Source organism: Sphingobium sp. RS1 (genome assembly GCF_056156825.1).
Genome location: NZ_JBLZXE010000002.1, coordinates 443340 through 457969 on the forward strand (window position 1 = coordinate 443340; position 14630 = coordinate 457969).

A 14630-nucleotide genomic window follows, 5' to 3' on the forward strand; every position below is an offset into this window, starting at 1 on the left:
GCTCAGCCCTCGACACGCATTCGATGGCCGGTGGGGGCGTCCGACGTGATGAGGTCCAGGATCGCCTTGCCGACGACCTCCGGCCCCTTGAGGCTCGCTGGATCTTCGCCGGGAAAGGCGCGCGCGCGCATCGCGGTGCGGGTCGCGCCAGGATCGACGATATGGGTGCGGATGGCGGAGATATTCTTCACTTCCTCACCATAAGCGCCGACCAGCGTTTCCAGCGCCGCCTTCGACGCGCCATAGGCCCCCCAATAGGCGCGCGGCGTGGCGACAGACGAGGTCAATGCCACCACGCGCGCGTCGCCGCTGGCGCGCAACATGGGGTCGAACGCGGCTATCAGCGCCTGCGGTGCGGCGATGTTGAGGGTGAGGAGGCGGGCAAATTCCTTGGCATCGATTGCCGGTACCGCTGCCAGCGAGCCGAGGGTCGCTGCATTGAGCACCAATATGTCGAGCGCCCGCCAGCGTCCGCCGATCGCCTGCGCCAGCCGGCCGATGCTTTCCCCATCGGCGAGGTCGAGCGGCGCGATCGTCGCGCTGCCGCCCGCCTGATGGATGCGATCCTCCACTTCCTCCAGCCCGCCGCTGGTCCGCGCGGTCAGCACGACATGCGCGCCGGCAGCGGCCAGCGCCTCCGCCGTGGCGGCACCGATGCCGCGGCTCGCGCCGGTGACGAGGGCCAGTTTGCCGGAAAGCGGAAGGTCGGACATGATTTTCCTGTCATTCCAGGCAGGGCCGGAATCGCTGGGATGGGGAGGGAAGCGAAAAGGGCAGCCCTGTGAAGGGCCGCCCTTATGCCGTCAGACGACGCGCTCTGCCAGCAATTCCAGCTGGTTGGTCACGACCGCATCATCCTGATCGGTCAGCTTGGTGGGATAGTCGCCGGTGAAGCAGGCGTCGCAATATTGCGGACGGATGTCCGCGCGCTTGGCTTCGCCCAGCGCCTTGTACAGGCCGTCGATCGAGATGAAGGACAGGCTGTCAGCATGGATGAAGTCCTGCATGCCACCGACGTCCAGCTTGTGCGCCAGCAATTTGGTGCGTTCCGGCGTGTCGACGCCGTAGAAGCAGCTATGCTTGGTCGGCGGGCTGGCGATGCGCATATGCACTTCGGCCGCGCCGGCTTCGCGCATCATCTGCACGATCTTGAGGCTGGTAGTGCCGCGCACGATCGAATCGTCGATCAGCACGATCCGCTTGCCTTCGATCAGGGCGCGGTTGGCATTGTGCTTCAGCTTCACGCCCAGATGGCGAACCTTGTCACCCGGCTGGATGAAGGTGCGGCCGATATAGTGCGAGCGGATGATGCCCAGTTCGAACGGAATGCCCGATTGCTGCGCATAGCCGATCGCCGCCGGCACGCCGCTGTCGGGGACCGGAATGACATAGTCCGCATCGACCGGATTTTCGATCGCCAGCTGCGCACCGATCGCCTTGCGGACCGAATAGACGCTGGAATTGTCGATGATCGAATCGGGGCGGCTGAAATAGACATGCTCGAAGATGCAGGGGCGGGCATGCGTCTCGCCGAAAGGACGGTGCGAGCGGATATTGCCGTCATTGGTGACGATCACCAGTTCGCCCGGATCGATGGTGCGCACATAGTCGGCGCCGACCACATCCAGGGCCACCGTTTCCGACGCGAAGATGGTCGAATTGCCCAGCTTGCCCATCACCAGCGGGCGGATGCCCAGCGGGTCGCGGCAGGCGATCATGCCTTCCGGCGTCATCACGATCAGCGAATAGGCGCCCTCGATCTGCTTCAGGGCGTCGATGAACTTGTCGAGCAGCGTCCGATAGCTGGAGGTCGCCACCAGATGAATGATGACTTCGGTATCGGAGGTGGACTGGAAGATGGAGCCGCGGCGAATCAGCTCGCGACGCACCTTCATCGCGTTGGAGATATTGCCATTATGGGCAACGGCGAAACCGCCTGAGTTCAGTTCCGCATAAAGCGGCTGGACGTTGCGCAGAGAGGTTTCGCCGGTCGTGGAATAGCGCACATGGCCGCAGGCGGCATCGCCCGGCAGGCCGCGAATCACTTCGTCCCGGTCGAAATTGCCCGCCACATGGCCCATCGCCCGGTGGGTATGGAAATCATGCCCGTCCCAGCTGGTGATGCCTGCGGCTTCCTGCCCGCGATGTTGCAGAGCGTGGAGGCCTAGCGCAACCATGGCAGACGCCGTTTCCGCTCCGGAAACGCCGAAAATGCCACATTCCTCGCGCAACTTGTCGTCGTCGAAGGGATTAGTCGTAAACATGGGTGTGAGCGGTTCCATAGCCGTTCCTGACAACCCGTGGTGCGACCCAGGGGTGCCTCTTGTGCGCGCATATAGTCGCTTAAGGTCGGTTTGTCGCCCCACTGTAACAAAAAAGCTGGCAGGTGGTGGCAACGCTGCGTTTCGTGAGGCTGCCTATCGGCAAAATGCCCTACTGGCGCTGTCCCGCCCGTCCGGTTACAGACGCAATCCTGATGCATCGTTTCGCCAATCCCGCCCGCTTCCTGAAGATCGCCCGTCCGCTGACAGGCTGGCTGTTCTGGCCAGGCTTGCTGCTGCTGCTGATCGGTTGCGGCTGTGGCCTGTTCGTCACGCCCGCCGACTATCTTCAGGGGCAGACGGTGCGCATACTCTATATCCATGTGCCTGCCGCCTGGCTGGGCATGGGCGGCTGGAGCGGCATCGCCATCGCGGCGCTGATGCAACTGGTCTGGCGGCATCCGTTGGCCGCCGTCGCCGGCCGTGCCATCGCTGCGCCGGGCGCGCTGTTCACCGCCATTTGCCTGATGACGGGCTCCATTTGGGGGCGGCCGACCTGGGGGACATGGTGGGAATGGGACGGGCGCATGACGTCGATGCTGGTCCTCTTTTTCCTCTACCTTGGCTATATCGCGCTCGCCAGTGCCAGCGCGCGGCAGGGGCAGCAGGGCGGCGTCAGTAGCGTCACGGCCATTTTCGGGCTGGTCGGCGCGGTCAATATTCCGATCATCAACCGGTCGGTGGTATGGTGGAACAGCCTGCACCAGGGCCCGTCGATCACGTTGCGCGGGTCGAGCATCGACGGATCGCTGCTCTGGCCGCTGGGCTTTACATTATTGGGTTTCAGCCTGTTGTTCGGCGGACTTGTGCTCATGCGGATGCGGGCGATACTGGCACAAAATAAGGTCGAGGCGCGGATGCAGCGCCTGGCAAGAGGGTAGGATAATGAACCAATGGGCTTTCGTGATTGCCGCCTATGCGGTGACGCTGGCCGGTACCGCGCTCGTAAGTGTGACGAGCTGGCGCGCGATGCGCAGTGCGGAGCGCCGGGCCGAGCAACTGTCGGATCGCGGATAAAGGCCGGATCATGAAAGCCAAGCATCAACGGCTCTTTCTGGCGCTGGCGGCGCTGGTCGCGCTGATCGGGGCGGGCCTGCTCGCAGCGTCCGCCTTGAAGGACGAGGCCGCCTATTTCTATGCGCCGAACGACGTGAAGACCAAGGGGGTGGAGCCGGGCAAGGCGATCCGTCTGGGCGGCATGGTGGTCAAGGGCAGCCTGAAGCGGGCGGCCGATGGCGTCACCATCCATTTCGACGTGACCGACGGCAAGGCGACCGTGCCGGCCACCTTTAGCGGCATTGCGCCCGACCTGTTCAAGGAAGGTAGCGGCGTTGTGGCGGAGGGGGCGTTCGATGCGAAAGGCATGTTCGTCGCCACCAACCTGCTGGCCAAGCATGATGAACGCTACATGCCCCGCGAACTGGAGGGCATGAATTATAATGAGACGACGCACGAGATGAAGGCGGACAAGTGACGATGGGTTTTTCTACGCACCGTCATCCTGGCGAAAGCCGGGATCTCACTGCCTTCCTTGCGGCATGTCCGGAGAAGAGAGATGCCAGCCTTCGCTGGCATGACAACTATGTATCACGGGTGATTGGCGCATGATTGCCGAAGCTGGCCTCGCCGCGCTGTGGCTCGCGGCTGCGCTTGCGCTGTTGCAACTGGTGCTGGCCTTTGCAGGGCTTAAAGGCGGCAAGCCCGAACTGCTGGGCGCGGTGCGGCCGGCGGCGGTGGCGCAGGGCGTGCTGACGGCCATTGCCTTCGCGGCGCTCATCGCCCTGTTCATGCGGTCCGACATGTCGGTGCTGCTGGTCGCGACCAACAGCCATTCGATGAAGCCCTGGCTGTACAAATTCGCCGGCACCTGGGGCAATCATGAAGGGTCCATGCTGCTGTGGGTCACGGTCATGGGCGTCGCGGGCGCTGCCGTCGCCCTGTTTGAGCGCGCCCTGAAGCGGGACGCGCATATGGCGACGCTGGGCGGACAGGCCGCCATTTCGCTGGGCTTTTACGCTTTTCTTCTCTTTTCCTCCAATCCCTTCGCGCGGATTGCGGAGCCGCCGGCGGACGGGCAGGGGCTGAACCCGCTGCTGCAAGACCCCGGTTTGGCTTTCCATCCGCCGACCCTCTATCTGGGCTATGTCGGCCTGTCGGTGGCCTTTTCCTTCGCCATCGGCGCGCTGTTGACACGGCAGGTGGATGCCGCCTTCGCCCGTGCGATGCGGCCATGGGTGCTGGCGGCCTGGGTACTGCTGACGCTGGGCATCACGGCCGGCAGCTATTGGGCCTATTATGAACTGGGCTGGGGCGGCTGGTGGTTCTGGGACCCGGTGGAAAATGCATCGCTCATGCCATGGCTGGCGGCGACCGCCCTGCTGCACAGCGTCACCGTGCTGGCGACCCGCGACGCATTGCGGGCCTGGACGATCATGCTGGCGGTGGTGGCATTCTCCATGTCCATGGTCGGCACGTTCCTCGTCCGATCGGGCATCCTCACCAGCGTTCACGCCTTTGCCGTCGACCCGGAGCGGGGCAGCTTCATTCTGGCGCTGCTGGCCCTCTATATCGGCGGGGCGCTGGCTTTGTTCGGCTGGCGGATCGGATCGGTGCGCGAAGGGGCGCCGTTCGAACTTGTCAGCCGCGAGACGATGCTGGTGGTCAACAACCTGCTGCTGACGGTCATATTGGGGCTGGTGCTGATCGGCACGCTTTACCCGCTTATGACCGAGGCTTTCGGTCATAAGGTATCAGTAGGGGCGCCCTATTTCGACCGGATTGCCGGGCCGATTGCACTGGCGCTGATGGTGGTGATGGCGGCAGGGCCGCTCACCCGCTGGCGCAGGGATCAGGGGCAGGCTGTTGGGCGGCGATTGCTGGTGCCTTTAGGGATTGCCGTGGTCGTGGCGGCCGCTTTGGCCATTCTGGCCTGGGGTCGCATAGGTGTCCTGCCCTTTCTTGGCCTTGTCATTGCGCTGGCGGTGGGTGTCGGCAGTCTGGCGCCATTGTGGAAGCGCAAGCTGCTGCGCACGCCCCTCTTTACCTATGGCATGGTGATTGCCCATCTGGGCTGCGCCGTCAGCCTGGCCGGCATGGCCTGCGACTCGGCCTTCACGGTGGAGAAGCTGGTGGCGGCGCGACCGGGCGACGTGATCCAGACGGCGGGCTGGTCGATCCGTTTCCGTCAGATCGCGCCCGTCGCCGGCGATAACTGGACCGCGTTGCAAGCGGACATGGATGCCAGCCGTGGCGGCTCTTCGGTGGTGATCCGGCCGCAGTCGCGCTTCTTTGCGTCCCCGCCGACGACGACAAGCGAAGCCGCGCTGCTCACCCGCTGGGACGGGCAGCTTTATGTAGTGCTGGGCGAAGAGGTCGAGGGTGGACGCTGGCAGTTGCGCATCTGGTGGAAGCCGTTCGTCACGCTGATCTGGCTGGGTGGCATCATGATTGCGCTGGGCGGCGCGCTGGCGCTGGTCGGTAGGGAGCGGCGCGGCTGGCTGATGAAATGGCGGGCCCGCAATGCAAGGATGGAAGGCATAGAGGCATGAGGAAGCTGCTGATCTGGCTACCGCTGATCCTGTTCCTGGCCTTTGTCGGGCTGTTCGCCAGTGGCTTGTTCAAGCCTGACGATCGCGTGATCCATTCGCGGCTGGTGGGACAATCGCTGCCCGCCTTCACCCTGCCGGCGGCCGCCAGCGACCGGCCTGCACTGGCCAGCACGCAAATGGGGACCGGCAAGCCGCGCCTGCTCAATATTTTCGCCAGTTGGTGCGTGCCCTGCGCCGCCGAAGCGCCGCAGTTGATGGCGCTCAAGCAAGCGGGCGTAGAGATTGATGCGATCGCCATCCGCGATGCCCGGCCCGATGTCGACGGTTTCCTCCGGCGCTATGGCAACCCCTATGCCCGGATCGGTCTGGACGCGCGGAGTGCGGTACAGATGGCGCTGGGATCGTCCGGCGTGCCGGAAACCTTCGTGATCGATGGCAAGGGGCGCATTGCCTATCAGCATATCGGCGATATCCGCGCCGATGATGTGCCGATGATCCTCGACCGGCTGAAGGACGCGCAATGAAGCTGATCCTTGCCCTTTTGTGCGCGCTGTTGGCGGTGCCCGCCGCCGCGCAGACCGCGCTGCCCCCCGCACCCTGGGCCGATCGGCAGATTCCCGACCCGGCGCAGGAGCGCAAGGCGAAGGCGCTGATGGAAACGATCCGCTGCCTTACCTGCCAGAGCCAGTCGATCGCCGATTCGGGCGCCAGCATGGCCGGTGACATGCGGTCGCAGATCCGCGAGCGCATCATGGCCGGCGAACAGCCCGAAGCGATCCGCAACTGGCTGATCGCCCGCTATGGCGACTGGGTCAGCTATGAGCCGACCGCTGCGCCGATTCTCTGGCCGCTCTGGGCCGCGCCGATCCTGCTGCTGGGGCTGGGCTTGCTGCTGCTGCGTGGGCGGATCAAGCGGAGGACGCGCGCATGACCGGCTGGTTCATTGCCTTTGGACTTGCGGCAATCGCCTTTGTCGCTTTGCTGCTGGTCGGCCGTATTCCGCGATCGACGCGGGAAATCAGTGCCGCCGCGTTGCTTTTGGGACTTGCGGGCTATGCCTGGCAGGGCAATCCCGGGCTGGCCGGGGCGCCGCGTATCGCCAAGGAAACGGCAGGCGAAAAGTTCGACGAAAATCTGGCCGAACGACGCCGCGGTCTGGCCGAGCGATTCGGCCCGGCCGCACAGTGGATGATGCTGTCCGACGGGCTGGCGCGGCAGGGCAAGACCAAGGAGGCGGCCAACGTGCTGCTATCGGGCCTGCGTGCCACGCCGGACGACGCCAATCTCTGGCTTGGCCTGGGCAATGCGCTGATCGCCCATGCCGATGGCGTGGTGTCGCCAGGCGCCGAGTTCGCCTATCGCCGCGCGCTGGCACTGGACCCCGAAGGACCGGCGCCGCGCTATTTCTATGGGCTGGCGCTGGTCCGTAACGGCCAGTTACAGGGCGCGCGCGACCTGTGGAAGCCGTTGGCGGACAGCGCGCCGGCGGGCAGCCAGGTCAAGGCGGAACTGGACGCCAGTATCGCGCGTATCGATGCCATGCTGGCTGCGGGTGCGCCTGCCGCCCAATGATGCGGTGCAGCGTCCGCATTGCACGGCCTTGGGAGCCGTGATAGTGCGCGGCGGATTACAGGGGTCGTGCGGGCTATTCCGCCAGTCGCCCCCTATTGGGTGTCGATACGAGCATGATCCTTCATGGCTGACCTCCTTCCCAACACCGCTCCGGATTCCCATGAGGATGAGGGCGGTCACGGACATGCACGGCAAAAGGCGACGGTAAAGCTGGTCGTGGGCGCAATCGGTATCGTCTTCGGCGATATCGGTACCAGCCCGCTCTATGCCTTTCGCGAAACATTCCACGGGCATCATCACCTGACGCTGGACCCCGATCATATATTGGGCGTCATCAGCCTGATGTTCTGGTCGATGATGCTGGTGGTGACGCTGAAATATGTCAGCATCATCATGCGGGCGGACAATAAGGGCGAGGGCGGCAGCCTGGCGCTGCTGGCGCTCATCAACGGCCAGACCAAGACGCAGCGCTGGTCGCGCGGCATCGTGCTGCTGGGCGTGTTCGCGACGGCGCTCTTCTATGGCGATTCGATGATTACGCCGGCCGTGTCGGTGCTGTCGGCAGTCGAGGGCCTGACCGTCTATAATCCCGCGCTGGCACCGGCGATCCTGCCAATTGCGATTTTGATCCTGCTCGGCCTGTTCTGGATACAAGGGCTGGGCACCAACAAGGTCGCCGCCTTCTTCGGCCCGATCATGCTGACCTATTTCGTCACGATCGCGGCGCTGGGCGTGATCTCGATCATCAAGACGCCGGGCATTCTCTATGCCTTCAACCCTTATTGGGCGGTGATGTTCTTCGTTACCGATCCGCTGCCCGCCTTCCTGGCGCTGGGTTCGGTGGTGCTGGCGGTGACGGGGGCCGAGGCGCTCTATGCCGACATGGGGCATTTCGGGCGCAATCCGATCCGCGTGTCCTGGCTCGCGTTTGTGCTGCCGGCGTTGATGCTGAACTATATGGGGCAGGGCGCGCTGCTGTTCCGCGAGGGGGCGGCGGCGCTGCATAGCCCCTTCTACAACCTCGCCCCGCAATGGGGGCAGTTGCCGCTGATCGTGCTGGCGACGCTGGCCGCGATCATTGCGTCACAGGCCGTGATATCCGGCGCTTTCTCCGTCACGCAGCAGGCGATCCAGTTGGGTTTCATGCCGCGGTTGCGGATCGAACATACCAGTGCGTCGACCGCTGGGCAGATCTACATCCCCCTTATCAACTGGGGGTTGATGGTCATGGTGATCCTGCTGGTGCTGGTGTTCCAGACATCGTCCAACCTGACCGCTGCCTATGGCATTGCGGTGACGGGGGCCATGTTCATCGACAATGTGCTACTGACGGTCGTGCTGTACCGCCTGTGGCACTGGAAATGGTATTATGCCGCGCCGCTGCTGACGGTCTTCTATCTGGTCGATGGCGCCTATCTGGCCGCTAATCTGACCAAGGTGCCGGATGGCGGCTGGTTCCCGCTGCTGATCGGCTTCATCGTCTTCACCCTGCTGACCACCTGGTCGCGCGGACGTCGACTGGTGCAGGACCGGCTGCGGGAGGCGGCGATGCCGATCCCGGTGTTCGTGGCGTCCGCCGCCAACAGCGCTGTGCGCGTGCCGGGTACGGCGGTGTTCATGACATCGACCCCGGACGGGGTTCCGCATGCGCTGCTCCATAATCTGAAGCATAACAAGGTGCTGCACGAGCGGGTGATCCTGCTGACCGTGAAGATCAAGAATGTGCCGTTCGTCGAGGATGACGGCCGGTGCAAGCTGGAGGATCTGGGGCGCGGCTTCTTCCGCATGGTGCTGCAATATGGCTTCATGCAGGAACCGGACGTGCCGGCCGCGCTGAAGAATGTCACGGGCTGCGGTCAGGCGTTCAAGATGATGGACACCAGCTTCTTCCTTGCGCGCCAGACGTTGCTGCCATCGGCCAAGCCGGGCATGCCGCTGTGGCGGGAGAAGATCTTCGCCTGGATGCTGCGCAACGCGGAAAGCGCGATGGAGTTTTTCCGATTGCCGACCAACCGCGTGGTGGAACTGGGCAGTCAGGTCGAAATCTGACGCCTGCTGACAGGGCAATAAGAAGGGCGCGGCCTTGCGGCACGCGCCCTTCGTCTTTTCAGCGATGGCCGGTTATGCGGCGTCGCGGTCCTTGTTGATATCGACCAGTTGACCACCGTTGACGGCGATCTTCTTGGGCTTCATTGCTTCGGGCACTTCGCGCACCAGTTCGATCGTCAGCAGGCCATCGGCAAGGTCTGCCTTTTCGACGCGGACGAAATCGGCGAGTTCGAAGCGGCGTTCGAAGCTGCGGTTGGCGATGCCGACATGGAGGAATTTGGAGCGATCCGCCGACGAGGCGTCATCCTTGCGCCCGATCACCTGGAGCAGGTTCTGCTGGGCGGTGATGTCGATTTCCTCCGGGCGGAAACCGGCAACGGCCAGCGTCACGCGATAGCGGTCTTCCGACAGGCGTTCGATGTTGAAGGGGGGGTAATTGTCACCCTGCGCCAGTCGGGCATTATTTTCGATCAGATCGAACAGACGATCGAAGCCGACGGTGGAGCGGCGATAGGGGGTGAGGTCGAAACCACGCATAGTCATAATCTCCCAAAGGGCAGATGTACGTACCGGACCCGATATTGGCGTCCGGCGATGATATGTCCGGCCCCATGTGGCGGCTGGACAAGCATGGATATGGTCGTGGCGATCCGGCTTTCAAGGGCCATGCGATGTTGGACAATGTGGTCTTGGTGCGGGTGACTTTTCATGGATTCCTCATTGCGAGCGCAGCGAAGCAATCCACCGTGGCGCTACGTGGATTGCTTCGCCGCGATCGCAATGACGGAGAGGATCAATCTCATATCATCGCGGCCTTAACTTCGCACATTTCCCGCTGATTTCGAAATTAAGTTGCGCCGCCCCGATCCTATCGAAAAGTCGATGCCTTTTTACATCAGGGCGTGGGACCGAACAGAAGGATGCAAGAAAAGAGCGGGATAGGACAGCCCAAATAAAAAGCACCCGGATCATGTTTTCATGATCCGGGTGCTTAATGGACGATTGCTCGTCTCCCCCTTGGCCTGCCTCGACCGCTTCTTAGCCCCCTAAGCTCGAAGCGGGATGCAGTATCCCTGAACCACGGCCTTTCACCTGTGCTTCCGAAGCCTTGCTATGACTGGCGCAGGCCGCTGTCACGGGCAAAATCGGGGCGCTGTGATTTTCAGTCCGTCCCTGTGGCGGCGATGCAACAATCGGGCAATGCTTGCCGTTATGCCGGCTGATCCCTAAGCCTTCCCCTAAACCATCATCAAAGGGCCGTCTGCGCCACATGATTCTATCCCGTTACGAACGCATGATCGCCAAGCGCTACCTGCTGCCGGGCAAGGGCGAGGGGTTCATCTTCCTTGTCGCCGGCATCAGCCTGGTCGCGGTCATGCTGGGTGTCGCCGCGCTCATCATCGTCATGAGCGTCATGAACGGCTTTCGTGCCGAACTGTTCGACAAGATTGTCGGCCTGAACGGTCATGCCGTGGTGCAAGGCTATGGCGGGCGGCTGCCCGACTGGCAATCCGTGCTGAAAGAGGCCAAGGCGACGCCCGGCGTGACCAAGGCAACGCCGATGATCGACCAGCCGCTCGGCGCCATCTATCAGGGCCGGTTCGAACCTGCCCTGATCCGCGGCATGACGGTTGCCGACATTCGCGACAACAAGACGATGAAGGCGAAGATGATCGGGGGAAGCCTGAATGTGCTGACCCCCGGCAGCGGCAAGGTGGCGATCGGGTCGCGGCTGGCGGAAAATCTGGGCCTTCAGATCGGCGACACGCTGACCATCTACAACCCGGCCGGCCGGGCCACGCCGTTCGGCACGGTGCCGCGGGAAGTGGGGTATCAGGTCGCCGCGATCTTCGAAGTCGGCGTCTACGACTATGACAAGGCGCTGGTCGTGATGCCCATCCAGGACGCGCAGACATTGCTATTGCTTGGCGATGCGGTGGGCATGATCGAGGTGGAAACGGTCAATGCCGACAGGGTGGGGCAGATATTGCAGCCGCTGGCGGCCAAGGTCGCCGGGCGCGCGGTCGTGACGGACTGGCGGCAGATGAACTCGTCGCTGTTCGAGGCGCTGGCGGTGGAGCGGGTGGCGATGTTCGTCGTCCTGTCCATCATCGTGCTGGTGGCGGTGTTCAACATCCTGTCGTCGCTCATCATGCTGGTGCGCGCCAAGACGCGCGACATCGCGATCCTGCGCACGATGGGCGCGAGCCGGGTGGGGCTGGTCAAGATTTTCATGACGGTGGGCGTCACCATCGGCACGCTGGGCATGGTCGCGGGTCTGGCGCTGGGGTTCACTTTCCTCGCCTTCCGCCAGAGCGTCGTGAATTTCGTCCAGCTCGTGACGGGGCAGAATTTGTGGGACCCCTCGATCCGCTTCCTGACGGATTTGCCGTCGAAGGCCGATCCGGTGGAGATCGCCATCATCTGTATCATGGCTTTGGTGTTCAGCTTCCTTGCCACCCTTTATCCGGCCTTCAAGGCCGCCAATACCGATCCCGTGCAGGTGCTGCGCTATGAATGATATTCTCAAGGTAACCGGCCTTGCCCGCAGTTTCACGCAGGGCGGGGTCACTATCGACGTGCTGCGCGGCGTCGACCTGAGCGTCGGGCCGGGCGAAATCGTGGCGCTGCTGGGGCCTTCGGGTTCGGGCAAGTCGACGCTGTTGCAGGCGGTCGGCCTGCTGGAGGGCGGGTTCGACGGGTCGATCCGTATCGATGGCGAGGAAGCGGCGAAGCTGGACAATGACGGGCGCACCCGCCTGCGCCGCGATGCGCTGGGCTTCGTCTATCAGTTCCACCATCTTTTGCCCGATTTCAACGCGACCGAGAATGTCATCCTGCCGCAAGTGATCCGCGACGTGGAGATGGGCGCGGCGAAGGCGCGCGCCGAGTCGCTGCTGACGTCGCTGGGTCTGGGGCACCGGCTGGACCATCGGCCGAGCCAGTTGTCGGGCGGCGAACAGCAGCGCGTGGCCGTGGCCCGCGCGCTGGCCAATCGCCCGGCGCTGGTGCTGGCGGACGAGCCGACCGGCAATCTGGACGAGCGGACCGCCGACGTGGTGCTGGCCGAGTTCCTGCGGCTGGTGCGCGAGGAAGGGTCGGCCGCTCTGGTGGCGACCCATAATGAGCGGCTGGCGGAGAAGATGGACCGGGTCGTCCGCCTGCATGAAGGAAAGTTGGAGGCGGCTTAGAGAAACCTACCCCACCGTTCGGTTCGGGCTTGTCGAGAACTCTTGCGCGCTGACTTCTCGACAGACGGTTCTCGACTTCGCTCGAACCTGCTCGAAGCGAACGGGTATGTTTGCTAGGCGGCCGCCGAGGCACCATCCCGTACGGTCGCGACCAGGATGCGGTCGCGCCCTTCGGCCTTGGCCCGAAGCAGCGCGGCGTCGGCGGTCTGGAGCAGCTTGTCCGCCCGGCCATGGTCGGGGAAGGTTGCAAGGCCGAAGCTGGCGGTGATGGCGCCCAGCTCCTTGCCGCGATGTTCGATCTGCAAATCCTGCAGCCGTCGCTGGATCTGGACGGCGCGGCCCAGCGCTTGATCGAGGCTGAAGCCTGGCATCAATATGACGAATTCCTCGCCGCCCAGACGGAAGGCGTGGCCGTTTTCGCGGAGCGAGTCAGCGAGCACATTGCCCACGGCGCGCAGCACCGCATCGCCGGCATCATGGCCGAAACTATCGTTGAACCGCTTGAAATGGTCGATATCGACCATCAGGCAGGTGAGCGGCGAATGGTTGCGTTCCGCTTCGTTCACCAGCGTTTGCAGCATGATGTCGAACTGGCGGCGGTTGGGCAGGCCGGTCAGCGCATCGGCCATCGCCATGTCGCGCAGCACGTCGCGCAGGCGCAGATTGGCGAGGGCGAGGCCGATATTTTCCGCCAGCATCTCCAGATATTTGCCGGTGCGTTCCAGATGGTCGGCACTGGCCTGCATCGGTTCCTCATAATAGAGCATGCCGATGCTTTCGCCTTGCGCCGCAAGTGGGATGCAGATGGTGCTGACTGCGCCGATGGCGTCCAGATGATCGCAGGGAATGTCGACCATGTCGCCGATCGGGCGGTGGGTCTGGCCCCGGCGCAGCGCCCAGCAGGCCGAAGGCGAGAATTCGGTACGGGAATAAGCGGGTGAGAGCCAGTCGCACGCCTGGGTCATGGCATTGCGGCGATTGTCGTGGATGTAGAGGCGGCCCGGAAAATCGGGTGCAATTTCGGGGGCAAAGCGCCGGACGACCTCTACAAGGTCGGTCACGCTGTCGCAGCCCTGCAAGCGCTGGGTCAGGCGAGACAGCAGGTCGCGCATGGTGCGATCGGTGTCACGCTCCTGTTCCAGTCGTTGCCGCTCCAGCCCGTTTTCGCGGAAGATGCGGATCGCCTGCGCCATGTCGCCAATCTCGTCGACATGGGCGGAGTCCGGCGGGATGGCATCCCAATCCTGCGCCGCCAGGCGGGTGACGACATCGCTGAGCCGTACCACCGGGTGCAGGATACGCTGTTTCAGGACGAAATAGAGGACGCAGAGGAACAGGAGGGCGGTAATGCCCAGCATGACTTCCGACATGCCGCGCCATTCTCGCGCCGTGTCGGTCGCCCGATCCACTGCATGTTCGGTCCGCTGGTCCAGCATATATTGGAATTTGCCGACCTGTGCCGCGACCCGATCCAGTTCACGGCCATATTCGTCGCCGAACAGGATAGTGCGGCCGGTCTTGTCGTCGCCGGCCTGGAACGCGCGAATGGCGGCGTCCTGCTCGTCGGTCAGCGCGTCGGACCAGTGCAGCGCCTGACGCAGGGCCGCCAGTTCGCTTTCGTTGGCGCCGGCATCGCGCAGGTGGGCGACGCGCTGTTCGACCGAGCGCAGCGCTTCCTTCTCGCGGCGATAGGCAATCAGGTGGCTGGGATCGCCGCTGATGACGAAGCCGCGCGCCTGTTCGGTCAGGCGATAGACATCCTCCTCCAATGTGGAGGTTGCCTGATCGAAGGCGGCGCGCTGGGCTACGGCGGCGCGTTCCTGCTCTTCGGCGCCCGAGGCCATCAACATGGTGGCGCCCGAGGCGAGGGTCAGGACGACGGTGGCCCCATAGGCCCAATTGGTGATCGTGGACAGACGCATGGTGCGGGCGACGATAGCGCAGACAGG

General features: G+C 63.7%; 15 protein-coding genes. 11 read left to right on the plus strand and 4 right to left on the minus strand.

What is annotated here, in order from left to right; genetic code table 11:
• Positions 1-2: 2 nt before the first annotated feature.
• Together ACNHGR_RS03810 and purF are read right to left on the minus strand one after the other, a co-directional pair.
• Positions 3-713 (minus strand): SDR family NAD(P)-dependent oxidoreductase, encoded by a 711-nt coding sequence (locus ACNHGR_RS03810; RefSeq protein ID WP_475284175.1) that lies wholly within the window; start codon positions 711-713, stop codon positions 3-5.
• Between the two features lie 90 nt (positions 714-803).
• Entirely contained in the window at positions 804-2264 is a 1461-nt protein-coding gene (gene purF / locus ACNHGR_RS03815) for an amidophosphoribosyltransferase (protein WP_475284176.1), read from the minus strand.
• Between the two features lie 212 nt (positions 2265-2476).
• Here purF and ccmC point away from each other — a divergent pair, with 212 nt between their 5' ends.
• From ccmC to ACNHGR_RS03855, 8 genes are all read left to right on the plus strand, one after another.
• The gene (gene ccmC / locus ACNHGR_RS03820; RefSeq protein WP_184264759.1) at positions 2477-3202 is read left to right on the plus strand and encodes a heme ABC transporter permease CcmC; all 726 of its coding nucleotides are present in this window, start codon (positions 2477-2479) and stop codon (positions 3200-3202) included.
• Positions 3203-3206: 4 nt separating this feature from the next.
• Positions 3207-3338, plus strand: coding sequence for a hypothetical protein (locus tag ACNHGR_RS03825; RefSeq protein WP_475284177.1), 132 nt, complete (start codon positions 3207-3209; stop codon positions 3336-3338).
• Positions 3339-3348: 10 nt separating this feature from the next.
• Positions 3349-3795: a cytochrome c maturation protein CcmE gene (gene ccmE, locus ACNHGR_RS03830; protein ID WP_475284178.1), complete on the plus strand. Its 447-nt coding sequence runs from the start codon at positions 3349-3351 to the stop codon at positions 3793-3795.
• 130 nt (positions 3796-3925) lie between these two features.
• On the plus strand, positions 3926-5869 hold the full coding sequence (locus tag ACNHGR_RS03835) for a heme lyase CcmF/NrfE family subunit (RefSeq protein ID WP_475284179.1): 1944 nt from the start codon (positions 3926-3928) through the stop codon (positions 5867-5869).
• Complete coding sequence (locus tag ACNHGR_RS03840; RefSeq protein WP_475284180.1) at positions 5866-6393, plus strand: redoxin family protein; 528 nt, start codon at positions 5866-5868, stop codon at positions 6391-6393. The genes ACNHGR_RS03835 and ACNHGR_RS03840 overlap by 4 nt, the downstream gene beginning before the upstream one ends.
• Positions 6390-6800 (plus strand): cytochrome c-type biogenesis protein, encoded by a 411-nt coding sequence (locus ACNHGR_RS03845; RefSeq protein ID WP_475284181.1) that lies wholly within the window; start codon positions 6390-6392, stop codon positions 6798-6800. Before ACNHGR_RS03840 ends, ACNHGR_RS03845 begins: the two co-directional genes overlap by 4 nt.
• The gene (locus ACNHGR_RS03850; protein ID WP_475284182.1) at positions 6797-7441 is read left to right on the plus strand and encodes a tetratricopeptide repeat protein; all 645 of its coding nucleotides are present in this window, start codon (positions 6797-6799) and stop codon (positions 7439-7441) included. The genes ACNHGR_RS03845 and ACNHGR_RS03850 overlap by 4 nt, the downstream gene beginning before the upstream one ends.
• A 123-nt stretch (positions 7442-7564) precedes the next feature.
• Positions 7565-9490: a potassium transporter Kup gene (locus ACNHGR_RS03855; protein WP_184264772.1), complete on the plus strand. Its 1926-nt coding sequence runs from the start codon at positions 7565-7567 to the stop codon at positions 9488-9490.
• A gap of 72 nt (positions 9491-9562) precedes the next feature.
• On the opposite strand, the gene ACNHGR_RS03860 is transcribed toward ACNHGR_RS03855, so the two are convergent.
• Entirely contained in the window at positions 9563-10027 is a 465-nt protein-coding gene (locus ACNHGR_RS03860) for an Hsp20 family protein (protein ID WP_311269710.1), read from the minus strand.
• A 23-nt stretch (positions 10028-10050) separates the two neighbouring features.
• On the opposite strand from ACNHGR_RS03860, the gene ACNHGR_RS03865 reads away from it, so the two are divergent.
• The 3 genes from ACNHGR_RS03865 to ACNHGR_RS03875 all read left to right on the plus strand — a co-directional run bounded on the left by ACNHGR_RS03865 (position 10051) and on the right by ACNHGR_RS03875 (position 12681).
• Complete coding sequence (locus tag ACNHGR_RS03865; protein WP_475284183.1) at positions 10051-10329, plus strand: hypothetical protein; 279 nt, start codon at positions 10051-10053, stop codon at positions 10327-10329.
• Between the two features lie 431 nt (positions 10330-10760).
• Positions 10761-12011: a lipoprotein-releasing ABC transporter permease subunit gene (locus ACNHGR_RS03870; RefSeq protein WP_475284184.1), complete on the plus strand. Its 1251-nt coding sequence runs from the start codon at positions 10761-10763 to the stop codon at positions 12009-12011.
• Positions 12004-12681 (plus strand): ABC transporter ATP-binding protein, encoded by a 678-nt coding sequence (locus tag ACNHGR_RS03875; RefSeq protein WP_184264778.1) that lies wholly within the window; start codon positions 12004-12006, stop codon positions 12679-12681. The genes ACNHGR_RS03870 and ACNHGR_RS03875 overlap by 8 nt, the downstream gene beginning before the upstream one ends.
• 113 nt (positions 12682-12794) lie before the next feature.
• On the opposite strand, the gene ACNHGR_RS03880 is transcribed toward ACNHGR_RS03875, so the two are convergent.
• Positions 12795-14603 (minus strand): GGDEF domain-containing protein, encoded by a 1809-nt coding sequence (locus ACNHGR_RS03880; protein WP_475284185.1) that lies wholly within the window; start codon positions 14601-14603, stop codon positions 12795-12797.
• Positions 14604-14630: the final 27 nt, after the last annotated feature.